Annotated in this window: 13 protein-coding genes and 1 pseudogene; 8 read left to right on the top strand and 6 right to left on the bottom strand. The window is 63.8% G+C overall.

All coding sequences use genetic code 11. The features are described 5' to 3' along the window. Positions 1-128 precede the first annotated feature (128 nt). The 3 genes and pseudogenes from ACR65J_RS16285 to ACR65J_RS16295 all read left to right on the top strand — a co-directional run bounded on the left by ACR65J_RS16285 (position 129) and on the right by ACR65J_RS16295 (position 1,776). On the top strand, positions 129-908 hold the full coding sequence (locus ACR65J_RS16285; RefSeq protein ID WP_440171005.1) for an isocitrate lyase/PEP mutase family protein: 780 nt from the start codon (positions 129-131) through the stop codon (positions 906-908). A 152-nt stretch (positions 909-1,060) separates the two neighbouring features. Next, positions 1,061-1,315: pseudogene (locus ACR65J_RS16290) on the top strand (DUF2071 domain-containing protein); the annotation flags it as partial. A gap of 35 nt (positions 1,316-1,350) precedes the next feature. Further along, positions 1,351-1,776 carry a DUF2071 domain-containing protein gene (locus ACR65J_RS16295; RefSeq protein WP_440171007.1) on the top strand — a complete coding sequence of 142 codons (426 nt, stop codon included), beginning with the start codon at positions 1,351-1,353 and terminating at the stop codon, positions 1,774-1,776. Here the strand turns inward: ACR65J_RS16295 and ACR65J_RS16300 are convergent. Then, positions 1,773-2,108, bottom strand: coding sequence for a hypothetical protein (locus tag ACR65J_RS16300; RefSeq protein WP_440171010.1), 336 nt, complete (start codon positions 2,106-2,108; stop codon positions 1,773-1,775). The two genes, ACR65J_RS16295 and ACR65J_RS16300, sit on opposite strands and share 4 nt — an antisense overlap. Before the next feature lie 45 nt (positions 2,109-2,153). Next, on the bottom strand, positions 2,154-4,550 hold the full coding sequence (locus ACR65J_RS16305) for a Tex family protein (protein WP_440171233.1): 2,397 nt from the start codon (positions 4,548-4,550) through the stop codon (positions 2,154-2,156). Between the two features lie 160 nt (positions 4,551-4,710). Between ACR65J_RS16305 and ACR65J_RS16310 the strand changes: the two genes are divergently transcribed. Beyond that, complete coding sequence (locus tag ACR65J_RS16310; RefSeq protein ID WP_440171235.1) at positions 4,711-5,007, top strand: hypothetical protein; 297 nt, start codon at positions 4,711-4,713, stop codon at positions 5,005-5,007. 237 nt (positions 5,008-5,244) lie between these two features. Here ACR65J_RS16310 and ACR65J_RS16315 read toward each other — a convergent pair whose 3' ends face one another. The 4 genes from ACR65J_RS16315 to ACR65J_RS16330 all read right to left on the bottom strand — a co-directional run bounded on the left by ACR65J_RS16315 (position 5,245) and on the right by ACR65J_RS16330 (position 9,968). Beyond that, complete coding sequence (locus tag ACR65J_RS16315) at positions 5,245-6,315, bottom strand: alkene reductase (protein WP_440171012.1); 1,071 nt, start codon at positions 6,313-6,315, stop codon at positions 5,245-5,247. 116 nt (positions 6,316-6,431) lie between these two features. After that, positions 6,432-7,313 carry a PKD domain-containing protein gene (locus ACR65J_RS16320; protein WP_440171014.1) on the bottom strand — a complete coding sequence of 294 codons (882 nt, stop codon included), beginning with the start codon at positions 7,311-7,313 and terminating at the stop codon, positions 6,432-6,434. A gap of 41 nt (positions 7,314-7,354) precedes the next feature. Then, positions 7,355-8,050 carry a DUF6318 family protein gene (locus ACR65J_RS16325; protein ID WP_440171016.1) on the bottom strand — a complete coding sequence of 232 codons (696 nt, stop codon included), beginning with the start codon at positions 8,048-8,050 and terminating at the stop codon, positions 7,355-7,357. 190 nt (positions 8,051-8,240) lie between these two features. Further along, a complete protein-coding gene (locus tag ACR65J_RS16330; RefSeq protein ID WP_440171018.1) occupies positions 8,241-9,968 on the bottom strand; it encodes a purine-cytosine permease family protein in 1,728 nt (575 codons plus the stop codon). A 215-nt stretch (positions 9,969-10,183) separates the two neighbouring features. Here ACR65J_RS16330 and bioB point away from each other — a divergent pair, with 215 nt between their 5' ends. The 4 genes from bioB to ACR65J_RS16350 all read left to right on the top strand — a co-directional run bounded on the left by bioB (position 10,184) and on the right by ACR65J_RS16350 (position 12,470). Then, a complete protein-coding gene (bioB, locus tag ACR65J_RS16335; RefSeq protein ID WP_440171020.1) occupies positions 10,184-11,203 on the top strand; it encodes a biotin synthase BioB in 1,020 nt (339 codons plus the stop codon). Continuing rightward, positions 11,200-11,475, top strand: coding sequence for a biotin synthase auxiliary protein BsaP (bsaP, locus tag ACR65J_RS16340; protein ID WP_440171023.1), 276 nt, complete (start codon positions 11,200-11,202; stop codon positions 11,473-11,475). The genes bioB and bsaP overlap by 4 nt, the downstream gene beginning before the upstream one ends. 70 nt (positions 11,476-11,545) lie before the next feature. Then, on the top strand, positions 11,546-11,980 hold the full coding sequence (locus tag ACR65J_RS16345) for a pyridoxamine 5'-phosphate oxidase family protein (protein WP_440171025.1): 435 nt from the start codon (positions 11,546-11,548) through the stop codon (positions 11,978-11,980). A gap of 19 nt (positions 11,981-11,999) precedes the next feature. Continuing rightward, positions 12,000-12,470 carry a very short patch repair endonuclease gene (locus ACR65J_RS16350; RefSeq protein ID WP_440171028.1) on the top strand — a complete coding sequence of 157 codons (471 nt, stop codon included), beginning with the start codon at positions 12,000-12,002 and terminating at the stop codon, positions 12,468-12,470. The last annotated feature ends 102 nt before the right edge of the window (positions 12,471-12,572 follow it).

The following is a 12,572-nucleotide window of genomic DNA, read 5'->3' on the forward strand; positions in this document are numbered from 1 at the left end:
CACATTCATCCCCCCACCCCACATCGACCCCACCCAAACACCCCAACAAAACCACTACTTCAAACCACCCCCACCACCCCACCAACGACAATGAAGAGTGTCCAAAGAGTCTCCGTTAGGCTTCACCCATGACCGATACCAGCAGTGCAAAAGCCACCGAACTTCTCCGCCTCCACGAGGCCCCTGAGATCCTCCAGGTGGTCAACGTGTGGGATGCCATCACGGCCAAAGTCATAACGGACGTTCCTGGAACCACTGCCCTGGCAACGGCAAGCCACTCCATCGCCGCAACACTGGGTTACCAGGACGGCGAGAACATTCCCGTCGACGAGATGATCGGCTTTGTGGGGCGCATCGCCGCAGCCACCCACCTTCCTGTCAGCGCCGATCTTGAATCCGGTTACGGCAATCCGGGCGAGACCATCCGCAAGGCCATCGGAGTCGGAATCGTCGGCGCAAACATAGAGGACCAGATGCGCCCGCTGACAGATGCCGTCAACCAGATGGCAGCCGTTGTTCATGCCGGCGCTGCAGAAGGAGTCGGCTTCGTCCTGAACGCCCGGACCGACGCATTCCTCAAGGGGAAGGACCGTAAGCCTCAGGATGTACTTGCAGATGCGATCGAACGCGGCAAGGCGTTCCTGGACGTCGGCGCCACCTCAGTTTTTGTCCCTGGGCTCCTGGACGAGCCCACGGTCACCGCACTGGTAGAGGGCATCGGCTGGAACAAAATCTCGGTCATTAGCGTCCCCGGCTCCCTGCCGCCGGCCAAGCTGCAGGAACTGGGTGTTGCACGCATCTCGTACGGCCCTTGGACGCAGCGGGTAGCCCTGACAGCCCTGGCTGACACAGCCGCCAAGCTTCTCGCCGGTGGCCAGCTACCCGAAGACACACGCCCGCTGAGCTAAGCGCTGCCTGGCCCAATGATCCGGGTCTCCGTCGCGCCAGGCCAGAAAGGAGCGGAAGAACGTTGACCAAGAACCTGACTGCGGCTTTCCTGTGGCCGCGCCCGCCGGAATTGCCAACGCCGGTATTTTCCGACCAGCGGTGGCTTGACGCAGTGTTCCTCCACTGGCGGATCCCTGAAGCATTAGCGGCCACGTTCATGCCGTACGGGCTCCAACCGGATGTCTTCGACGGGAGTTCGTGGGTAGGTCTCATCGGATTCCGCATGGTGCAGGCCGGGCTCGGCCACGGTCCCGGCATTCCCTACCTCGGAAGCTTCAACGAGGTCAATGTCCGGCTTTACTCCCGTGAGCCGGATGGGACCCGCGGGGTGGTGTTCCTGACCCTGGACGCAAACCGGCTGCCGGTCGTGCTGGCCACCCGGGCTGCCGGAATCCCTTACGTGTGGTCGCGTATTTTGCAGGTGCAACCCTTTCCGGGCAGCGACAGCGGGCGTCAGGATGGCAGCAGCCGGACCACAGCCGGCAGCGCGGGGAACTTCCGGTCGGCTACTCGGTCCACCGGTTTGGCGCCACCGCCGCCCGCAGCAAGTTCGTGGTCATTCCCAGGCTGCAGACCGCGGCTGCCGACCCGTTGTCCATCTTCCTGACCGCCAGGTATGGCATGCACGGACGCTTCCGGGGCAGAACCATCTACGTTCCGAACACCCACCACGAATGGCCCCTCTTCGGCGCCGAGGTCCACCATCTCAGCGATGGATTGGTGAGAGCTGCCGGCATCAGCGTCAGCGGCCCGCCAGAGTCGGTCCTCTACTCCCCTGGAGTCCGGACAAGATTCGGCAGGCCGCGCATCCTGGGGACTGCCGGCTAGCGACCAGTCTCCTGGACATCCTGCCAGCCCTGGCCTTCGCTGAACCTGCTCACCAACGTACCCACACCAGCCTGGAGGGAGTCGGAGGGATCGAAGTACAAGGCCCCCTCCGATGCCCGGCTGTGCGTAATCAGCTGCTCGGCCTCCAGCTTCGCCTCGGGTACCGTTGCGCCGATAATCCCGGTACGCGCCGGAAGAACCGTCGTGTGCACCACGTCGGCCTCCGTCTGGGTCAGCGGGACCGTGGTGCCTGCGTTGATCTCATCGTTGGGGAACGCGAACTCGGCATCACCGGGGGCAACAGGAACGGTGTACTCCAGGAAGTAGGTCATACCCCACCCTTGCAGAAAAGCCGCCACCGTCAAAAGGCCCGCGGACTACTTGCCCAGGCCGGCCTTGCGGAGTGCCTCGGCCATGGCCGTATTGGCGGGCTGGGGTTTGGGACCCGGCCGGCCACCACCAGTGGTCGATCCCTGCTGCCCCGCTTGTTGGCGGTCGGGGCGTCCAACGCGCCCAGCCTTTCGGCCGTCTGCGTCCCGCCGCCCGGAACCTGCACCGCCGCCGGCTGGTTCGTCGTCGAGCCTTAACGTCAGGGAAATCCGCTTCCGCTCCGGATCAGCCTCCAGTACCTTGACCCGGACCACCTGGCCGGACTTCACCACCTCGCGCGGGTCGGACACAAAGCGGTTGGACAGGGCAGACACGTGGACCAGGCCGTCCTGGTGGACTCCAACGTCCACAAATGCGCCGAACGCGGCCACGTTGGTTACCGTTCCTTCGAGAACCATGCCCGGCACCAGGTCCGAGATCTTCTCAACGCCTTCCGAGAACGTGGCGGTAGTGAAGGCGGGACGTGGGTCGCGTCCCGGTTTATCCAGCTCAGCGAGGATGTCCTTGACGGTGGGAAGGCCGGCCGAGCCGTCCACGAATTTCTGCGGATCCAGGGAGGAGGCAGGTGCCGAACCGGCGGCCACGAGGATCTTCCTCGCCACCGCATAAGACTCGGGGTGCACGCTTGATGCGTCCAGGGGCTCCGCTCCCCCGGTAATCCTCAGGAATCCTGCGCACTGTTCGAACGCCTTGGCGCCCAACCGCGGCACTTTCTTGAGGTCGGTCCTCTTCCTGAAGGGTCCGTGCTCGTTCCGGTAGGCCACGATGTTTTCGCTCAGAAGGGGGCCGACGCCGGCCACGCGGCTCAGCAGTGCGGGCGAGGCGGTGTTGACGTCAACACCCACGGCATTGACGCAGTCCTCCACCACCCCGTCCAGGCTGCGGTCCAGTTTGGACGCTGTCACGTCATGCTGGTACTGCCCCACGCCGATGGACTTGGGATCGATCTTGACGAGTTCGGCGAGCGGGTCCTGCAGGCGCCGGGCAATGGACACGGCGCCGCGCAGCGAAACGTCCATTCCCGGCAGTTCAGCGGCGGCGAGCGCGGAGGCGGAGTAGACGGACGCACCGGCCTCGGACACCACGATTTTCTGGGGTTTCCGGTCCACCTCCGGGAGCAGCTTGATCAGTTCGGCAGCCAGTTTGTCTGTCTCGCGCGACGCCGTCCCGTTGCCGATAGCCACAAGTTCGACGGCGTGCTGCCGCGCCAAGCGCACCAGGGTGGCCAGGGCTTCGTCCCATTTCCGCGCCGGGGCGTGCGGGTAGACCGTGTCAGTGGCCACTACCTTGCCGGTGCCGTCCACCACCGCGACTTTTACCCCGGTCCGCAGGCCGGGGTCCAGGCCCAGGGTGGCACGGTTGCCGGCAGGGGCGGCCAGCAGGACGTCGCGGAGGTTAGCGGCGAACACCCTGACGGCTTCGTCCTCAGCTGCTGCGAACAACCTGGCGCGGAGGTCGGAGGTGAGCCGGGCCAGCACGCGTGAGCGCCAGGCCACCTGGGCTGTCTGCATCAACCAGGCGTCGGCGGGACGGCCACGGTCGGCGACCCCGAGGAACCTGGCCACTGCGGACTCGTAGCGGGCGCGGGCGGCGGTGAGGGCGGCGTCGTCCGACGGGTCGGCTTCGGCGAGGTCAAGTTCAAGGACGCCGTCCTTCTCGCCGCGGAACAGCGCGAGTGTCCGGTGCGAGGGCATCCGGTCTGGTGCCTGAGCGAACTCGAAGTAATCCGCGAATTTCTGGCCTTCGGCTTCCTTGCCCTTTTTGACGCGGGAGACCATCCTGCCCTGGGTCCACATCCTGTCCCGCAGGGTCGCGGCGAGGTCAGGGTCCTGGGCCACCCGCTCCACCATGATGGCGCGTGCACCTGCGAGCGCGGCGGCGGGGTCACCGATGGCGTGCTCACTGTTGAGGTACTTCCCGGCCTCGTGTTCGGGATCCAGGTCCGGCCGTTTCAGCAGGGTGTCCGCGAGCGGCTCCAAACCTGCTTCCCGGGCGATCTGGGCTTTGGTCCGGCGCTTGGACTTGAACGGCAGGTAGATGTCTTCGAGCCGCGACTTGGTGTCCGCTGCCAGGATTGCCTTGCGCAGTTCAGGCGTCAGCTGGCCCTGCCCCTCAATCGCTTCGAGGACTGCACGACGACGGTCTGCCAGTTCGCGGAGGTAGCGCAGCCGTTCGTCGAGGTCGCGAAGCTGGGTGTCGTCCAGCGTGCCGGTGGCTTCCTTGCGGTACCGGGCGACGAAGGGGACCGTCGCCCCGCCGTCGAGCAATCCAACCGCCGCCTTCACCTGCCAGGCCTTGACGCCCAACTCGGCAGCGATCTGGTCGAAGATTGCGTCCTCCTCCGATGCGCGGGAGGAGGTGGGAACGGCGGAGGGAGCAGGCAGTTGAGTCACCAGAACATCTTGCCCTACCGGCCAGCCGGGCTCCACCGAACGGTGTGCTGACGAGGGTGCAGCGGGGAAAGAAAGGGTATTCCGCTGGGCCCTGCAAAGTGCTGTAGTGGACATGCCGTTACTGGCGCCGACGCTCGAGGAAGAGGCGATCATGCGGGAACTGCTTGTGGTTTTTCAGGAGGGGTTCGACGAGGCCAACATCACCGTGACGGTCAACGGCAAGGAGGTGCGCCGGGACCTGGGGGTTTCCACCAACCCGTTGCTCGGCATCGCATCCGAGGTGTCCGTGGAGTTACCGGCAAAGGGCGCACAGGTGGGAGTCGAGGTTACCAACCGGGGGCTGAAGGCCATTACCAAGGTCAGTGGGAAACCCAAAAGCGTGCTGGTATCGATTGAGGACGGGCGCCTGCTGATGAAGGAAGGCACTGGCCGCGAAGCTGTTCTGTAGCCAACTTCCCAGGTGGCAAAACTGGCTCTGGTAAGAGTCCATTCGTTGGAGTAGCATCTGATCACCGCCGGCTTCCAGTGGAGTCCGGCGGGCCACACAAGTCTTGAGCCGGAGGTCGTCGGATGGCCTTCGGCGCCGCTGCCCGGGACCAGCACCCCTGACAGCTGACGACGGCGGCACCCGTGATGGGTGCCGCCGTCGTCGTCTTATTCAGCAGGTTGGCTGGTGGGACCGCGCTTAGCTTTGGTACAGCGGGTAGTCCGTGTAACCAGTGGCGCCATCCGCATAGAACGTGGAGGCATCCGGCTCGTTGAGGGGGAGGCTTTCCTTCCAGCGCCGTGCAAGGTCCGGGTTGGCGATCGCGGGCCGGCCCACTACAACGGCGTCAGCGTGGCCTTCCGCCACCAGGTTCACGGCTTCTTCCCGTGTGGTGATGACGCCGAAGCCGGTGTTGACCAGGAAGGTCCCGCCGAAGCGCGCACGGAGGTCCTGGACAAGGTCGCCCGCCGGCTCGTGGTGCAGGATGCTCAGGTATGCCAGGTTGAGCGGTGCGATGCTGTCCACGAGGACCTCGTAGGTGGCGCGGACGTCCGCCGCGTCCGTCTCCGCGATGCCCTGCACATTGTGCTCAGGGGAGATCCGCACGCCCACGCGGTTGGCACCCAGGGCTGCCACCACGGCATTGATGGTTTCGATGACAAAGCGGGCGCGGTTCTCGGGCGATCCGCCGTAGCTGTCCGTCCGGACGTTGGAGTTCGGCGCCAGGAATTCGTGCAGGAGGTAACCGTTGGCCGAGTGCAGCTCCACGCCGTCGAACCCTGCCTCAATGGCGTTCAGGGAAGCGTTGACGAACTCCTGGATCACCATGGGGAGTTCGTCGGTGGTCAGTGCGTGCGGAACTGGATACGGCTTCTTGCCGGCCGGTGTCCGGACCACGCCGCCAATGGCCACGGCGCTGGGAGCGACGATGGGCAGGCCGCCGGTGATGTCGGAGTGGGACACCCGGCCGCCGTGCATGATCTGAGCGAACATGCGCCCGCCCTCGGCATGGACGGCGTCGGTAACTTTCTTCCATCCGGCAACCTGTTCCTCGGTGACGATGCCGGGCTGGCCCGGGTACGCCTGGCCGGCAGGGGCGGGGTACGTGCCCTCGCTGACGATGAGGCCCAGGGAGGCGCGCTGGCGGTAGTGCTCAGCCAGGAGCGGGCCGGGGATACCTTTCTCACCCGCGCGGAGGCGGGTCAGGGGTGCCATCACCAGTCGGTTGGGAAGTTCAAGTTCGCCGAGGGTGAGTGGAGAAAACAGCATGCGCAGTTCCTTTCGAAGGCTGAAGACGTACTGTCTTTGCCAACTTTGGGGCCCGTGCAACTATTCCGGTCTTTGACCGGTGGGATCGGGATCACATGCTCCCTTCTGTTCCTGGGCTATCCTCCAACACCCGGGCATCCCTGGCCCTGTGGATTGGTGTTGCAGTCGTCGGCGTAGTTGCGGGTGAGCGAGCGCCACACACTGATCCCTTGGGGTGGGGCGTTGAACTGGCCTTGACCGGGGATCGGCAGCGGCGGCCCGGAATTAACCGAGTAGGTGCCCTGGAACGAGGTGGTCAGGACAACCTGGAAATCCCCTGTTGAGGCGTACGCGTGGCTGGTCCGGGTCTTCTCGCCCCACCGATCCTGCGGCAACGGGCCGCCCATGGAAGGCTGCGGGCCGAACACTGTGCCGTCACCGTAGTTCCACGTGTACTGCACCGGCGTCGCCACAACGTGAACCTTCTGGCCAAACATGGTGATGTCGAACTGCTGCTCAACCGCTTCCGCGTAAAAGTTCGTCTCGGCGCCGCGCAACGTGTTGGGGCTGGGCTGGGCCACGACCACCCCGGCGTTCACCGGCAGGTTCTGGAACTGCCGCTGGATATCCGCGGCGATCCGGGGCAGGAGGTCCTCGGGCTTCGGATCATAGAGGCAGGTAGGGCCGGAGTGATGCGCCCACACCGCACCCGGTACGCCTCGCGGCCGTGACAGCCACATGACCGGAATGCCTTTGGCGCCGTCCTCCCGGTCCTTGCAGTCGAGCTGGCGGGCAAGGCAGGGCGTATCAAAGTCGCCCCCGCCGAGATGGCATTGAAGTTCATATTTGTACTCGTTGGGGTCGTCAACTCCTGAGCTTGGCGTTTCCAAGGTCCCCTTACCCGTGTTTTTGTCAACGACCCAAGTATCAACGCCCACCCCGTTGTCGATGAAACCGGAATCAGTACCGCTATCTGCGATCGCCGGTTGAAGCGCGGTGAGCATGATGACAAAAACCAAAACAGTTTGTACAACGCCCCGGCCCACATTTGAAGTACTCATTAGCGAAGCGGGTGCAGGCCGTTGACACGCCATGCCGAGTTCTCAAATCCAACCAGAATTACATTGCCGGTATTTGACGACTTCGTGGCCGCCCTAAATTCTGATCCGCCTCTCTCATAATAGGTGATCGTGTCTTGCAGAACCTGGAGGATCACTTGGTAGTTGGCGTCTGCTGAGCGCTCGAAAGAGGTGCTTGCGGCTGGAATTGTAATTCTGCCTCCAGCAAGCCACCGGTCCCCCCGGTAGTTCGTTGTCAGGGAACTAGTAATGTTCGAACAGAACTCACAGGCTGGTGAAGTTACAGCTTGAACAGGCGCTATGTCGCCTGTTTGGTACGCATAGTTCAGGAGCTCGAACCAGTACCGTGTGAACGCCTCAAGCCCTTCCTTCGTCTCCGTCTTGGCCACCTCGGGAAGCACGGGGACCGGGACGTTCTGGGCGGGACCGGTCGCGTCGGCTGGCTTATAGACGGCTGTTGGCGTGGGTGTGGGAGTAGCCGTGGCGCTGGCAGTAGGTGTCTCGGCAGCCACCTGGGACGAAGTACTGCCCGGCCCCGGCGAGCCGCCGGAGTTGCAGCCGGACAAAGCGAGCGCACAACCAATAACAAGCGCCGCCGCCGCACTTGACCGCCCAACACGGGACCGCGCAACACTGGACCCTGAAAAGCGGGAAGTAAAAAAGCTCTGTGATGTCATGGGCCGCTATTCCCCCAGTACTTTCAAGACGGCTTGCTCCGAACAGTGCCTTAAGGGTAGCCCACGTCACAATCCGGTGGTCAGGCTTATCCACAGGCACCGCCAAACGTTCTACCACCAGCCCGGAAAGCAAAAATTCATGAAGGAAGCCGGTGCAGGAATTGCACCGGCTTCCTTCAGAAGAAAAACCCTACTTTTGGGCGGGCAGCACCAACTCCCCCGTCTTGTCCGTGGACAAGGCGAGCGACGAAACATACTGCGGGCCGCCGTCGGCCGCGTCCTGCGCGGAGCGCACCATGTCCGGCCGTTCGAACTCCAGGCCGGTCACGTGGCAGAGGAGCTTGGCGTCGCTCGGGTTCCCGTCGCCATCGAACATCGGTAGGTCGATTCCATCGTCAATCCGCCGCAGGTAGAACTTACCGCGGGTCAGCACGGCCAGGACCGGCGGCAGCACCAACGCCAGCCCCACCGCGGAGATCGGTGAGTACGGCTGGATCGCGGCACCGAAGGCCCCGAAGAACACGGCAATCGAAACCCCTGCGGACACCAGCATGGACACGAAGCCAACGGGGTTCACCGCGTACAGCATGCCGCGGCGGAACTCCGGCACCTTGGGGGAAACCTTGAGCAGGTACTTGTTGATGGCGATGTCGGACGCCACGGTGACCACCCAGGCCATGGCGCAGTTGGCGTAGAAACCGAGGATGGTGTTGAGGAAGTCGAACATGTTGGCTTCCATCAGGACCAGAGCGATCAGCAGGTTCACGGCCACGAACACCATGCGGCCGGGGTACGTTTTGGTGATGCGCGTGAAGGAGTTGGTCCACGCCAGGGAGCCGGAATACGCGTTGGTGACGTTGATCTTGATCTGTGAGATGACCACCAAAACCACCGCCAGCGTCATCGCCAGCCACGCGGGCATCATCTCCTGGTACACCCCCAGGAACTGGTGGACGGGCTCGTTCGCCGTGGAAGAGGCGGCAGGGTCCAGCGTGGCAATGAGATAGATGGCGATGAACAGGCCGACGATCTGCTTGATCGCCCCGAAAATCACCCATCCCGGCCCGGCCAGGATCACTGCCCGCCACCACGCGCCCCGGTTGGCGTCGGTGCGCGGCGGCATGAACCGCAGGTAGTCGATCTGCTCGGCGATCTGCGCCATCAGGGACAGGCACACGCCGGCGGCGAGCATGACGGAGGCCAGATTCGGGCCGCCGTCGCCTGTCGCACCGGTGTACGCGAAGAAGCTGTCGATGCTCTCCGGGTGCGAGATCAGCAGGTAACCGACAGGCACCACCATCAGCAGCAGCCACAACGGAGTGGTCCATACCTGCAGCTTCGCCAGCGTGTTCATGCCGTAGATGACCAGCGGCATGATGATGACCGTCGACGCAAAGTACCCCAGCCACTGCGGAATCCCCAGCCCCAGTTCCAGCCCCTGCGCCATGATGGAGCCCTCCAGCGCGAAGAAGATGAAAGTGAACGTGGCAAAAATGACGTTGGTGACCACCGACCCGTAGTAGCCAAAGCCGGAGCCGCGGGTGATCAGGTCCAGGTCGATGTTGTAGCGGGCCGCGTAGTACGCCAGGGGAAAGCCCGTGGCGAAGATGACCACGGCGGCCACCAGGATGCCCAGGATCGCGTTGACCGTGCCGTAGGAGATGCCAATGTTCGCCCCGATGGAGAAGTCCGCCAGGTAGGCTATGCCGCCCAGCGCACTGGTGGCCACCACACCTGCACTCCATTTGCGGTACGACCGCGGCGCGAACCGCAGAGTGTAGTCCTCCAGACTCTCTTTGGTGGCGTTCAGAGCTGAGGTGTTGCCCGCCGTGGGGATTGCCGGAGAACGTCCGACGACGGCGGCACCCGGCGGTGCGGACGGTTCCAGTAGTTGCGTTGTCTCCGAGTCATTGGCCATTTTGGTGCGTCGCTTTCGTTCGAGGTTCGAAGGTTGCGACCGACGCTATCCACCCGACAAGACAGGCTGATCACCGTTTTGTTTCAGCTCTGTAAAGCCTTGACTCACATTGTCAACAAAAGGTGCCCGCACGCATTGTGGGCAGCCCACAAAATCGGGATGGCACAGCGGAACTAGCGTCAAAGAAGACATATCCCAAAGCCAAAAGGACGGCTATGAACTTCTCCCCAAACCACCAGGGCCACCCAATCCTGGAAGCAGCCCGCCAACAGGTCCTCGAAATGGGCATCGGCCTCACCGAGGAACAGCTCCTGGAAGTCCTCCGCCTCCCCGATGCCGCCCTCCCGGCCGCCTTGGAGCTGGCCCACCAGGTGCGCCTGCGACACTGTGGTGAGGACGTGGAGGTTGAAGGCATCATCTCGATCAAGACGGGCGGCTGCCCCGAAGACTGCCACTTCTGCAGCCAGTCCGGGGTGTTCGACTCCCCCGTCCGCGGCGTCTGGCTGGATATCCCCGAGCTCGTCAGGGCCGCAAAGGAAACCGCCGCAACCGGCGCCACCGAATTCTGCATTGTGGCGGCAGTCCGGGGGCCCGACATCAAGCTGATGAACCAAATCAAGTTCGCCATCGACCGCATCCGCCAGGAAGTGGACATCAACATCGCCTGTTCCCTGGGCATGCTCACGCAGGAGCAAGTGGACCAGTTGGCCTCATGGGGCGTGCACCGCTACAACCACAACCTCGAAACCGCGCGCAGCTACTTCCCCCACGTGGTCACCACCCACACGTATGAGGAACGGCTGGAGACCTGCGCCATGGTCAAGGACGCCGGAATGGAGCTGTGCTGCGGCGCGCTGATCGGCATGGGGGAAACGCTGGAGCAGCGCGCCGAGCTCGCCGCCCAGCTTGCAGCGTTGGAGCCGCACGAGGTTCCCCTCAACTTCCTCAACCCGAGACCCGGTACGCCGCTGGAAAAGCAGGAAATCATGGACGGCAAAGACGCGCTGCGCGCCATCGCGGCCTTCCGGCTGGCCATGCCCCGCACCGTCCTGCGCTATGCCGGCGGCAGGGAACTCACCCTCGGCGACCTCGGCACCCGCGGTGGCCTGCTCGGCGGCATCAACGCCGTGATCGTGGGCAACTACCTGACTACCTTGGGACGCCCCGCCGCCGCCGACCTCGACCTCCTGGTGGACCTCAACATGCCCATCAAGGAACTCCAGAAAACCCTATGAGCACCCAAAGCCAGCCCCACACGGCCGAAACCCCTTACTGCGAACTCTGCGGCCTTCCGCTTCAGCCGTCCTCCCGGCAGAAGGACGCGCCCAAGGAGGAAAAGTACGACGGCGGCGACGCACCGCCGTCGTACCAGCACTCCAGGTGCGCTGACCTTCTGCAGCTGGAACCGCCGCGCTATTGCGCGTCCTGCGGGCGCCGGCTCAAAGTCCAGGTCTCGCCCATGGGGTGGTGGGCCAGTTGCGCGCGGCACGGCATGAACGCCCGGTAAAGGCAGGAACGCTTCGTAAAGGGGCCTCCGGCCTCTGGTGCGTTCCTGCCCGGCTGTGAAGAATGGCCGCATGATGTTTGAACACGCAGACGGCAATCCCGTCCTGGAACTTGATGATGATCAGTCATGGCGCCTCCTTGCTGCAACCCAACATGGTCGGCTGGTGGTCTCCGTTGCAGGGGAACCGGACATCTTCCCGGTCAACTATGTGACGTCCAACCGGAAGCTCTACCTGCGCACGGCGCCCGGGAACAAGCTCGCACAACTGACCATCAACGACCAGGTGTTGTTCGAAACCGACGGCATCCTGTCGCAGGAGGCCTGGTCCGTTGTCCTCCGGGGAACAGCGCGGGTCCTCAGCAACTCGAGTGAGCTTGCAGCCATTGAAGAGCTTGGCCTGAAGACGTGGGTACCCACGCTCAAGGACTTCTATGTGGAGATCCAGCCGAAGTCGGTCAGCGGCCGGCACTTCGTGTTCGGCGAACAACCGGAACGGGAGATCTAGGCGCTCCTAGACTGGAGGAATGCCGGACACTTCCAGCACCGACGCAACCAGCGCGGACAAGCTCACCCCAGAGCAACGCAGCTGGAACATGTCCCGGATCCGCGGCAAGCACACCAAACCCGAACTGCTGGTCCGCCGGCTCCTTCACGCCAAAGGCTACCGCTACCGCCTGCACGGAAGGTCCGGCAGCAAAAAACTTCCCGGCAATCCTGACCTCGTGTTCGCGGGGCGCCACAAGGTGATCTTCGTGAACGGTTGCTTCTGGCATTTCCACGACTGCAGGGTGGGCCTGCACGCCCCCAAAGCCAATGCTGACTTTTGGGCTGCCAAACGCACCCGGACCCGCGAGCGGGACGCCGGCCAGCGCCGCGAGCTCGAAGCGGCCGGCTGGGAGGTGCTGACCGTCTGGGAATGCGAACTCAAGGACCGTTCAGCCCTCGAAGCCCAGCTGGTCCATTTCCTGGACGCCGGCCTGACGAAGAACACCTGAGGTCCTCGGCCCCACTACTCGGCCAAACACCGCACTCCCATCAAGAAAACCACAATTCTTGCCCGGTCTCCTGCCACCTCAGGCACACGGTCCTAACCTGAA

The organism is Arthrobacter sp. SAFR-044 (assembly GCF_059414985.1).

Bases quoted from the DNA above. Each gene is read 5' to 3' on its own strand.
- ACR65J_RS16300 (WP_440171010.1), bottom strand. From the start codon at position 2,108: ATGACCTACTTCCTGGAGTACACCGTTCCTGTTGCCCCCGGTGATGCC.
- ACR65J_RS16330 (WP_440171018.1), bottom strand. From the start codon at position 9,968: ATGGCCAATGACTCGGAGACAACGCAACTACTGGAACCGTCCGCACCG.
- ACR65J_RS16350 (WP_440171028.1), top strand. From the start codon at position 12,000: ATGCCGGACACTTCCAGCACCGACGCAACCAGCGCGGACAAGCTCACC.
- bsaP (WP_440171023.1), top strand. From the start codon at position 11,200: ATGAGCACCCAAAGCCAGCCCCACACGGCCGAAACCCCTTACTGCGAA.
- bioB (WP_440171020.1), top strand. From the start codon at position 10,184: ATGAACTTCTCCCCAAACCACCAGGGCCACCCAATCCTGGAAGCAGCC.
- ACR65J_RS16315 (WP_440171012.1), bottom strand. From the start codon at position 6,315: ATGCTGTTTTCTCCACTCACCCTCGGCGAACTTGAACTTCCCAACCGA.
- ACR65J_RS16345 (WP_440171025.1), top strand. From the start codon at position 11,546: ATGATGTTTGAACACGCAGACGGCAATCCCGTCCTGGAACTTGATGAT.
- ACR65J_RS16310 (WP_440171235.1), top strand. From the start codon at position 4,711: ATGCGGGAACTGCTTGTGGTTTTTCAGGAGGGGTTCGACGAGGCCAAC.
- ACR65J_RS16325 (WP_440171016.1), bottom strand. From the start codon at position 8,050: ATGACATCACAGAGCTTTTTTACTTCCCGCTTTTCAGGGTCCAGTGTT.
- ACR65J_RS16285 (WP_440171005.1), top strand. From the start codon at position 129: ATGACCGATACCAGCAGTGCAAAAGCCACCGAACTTCTCCGCCTCCAC.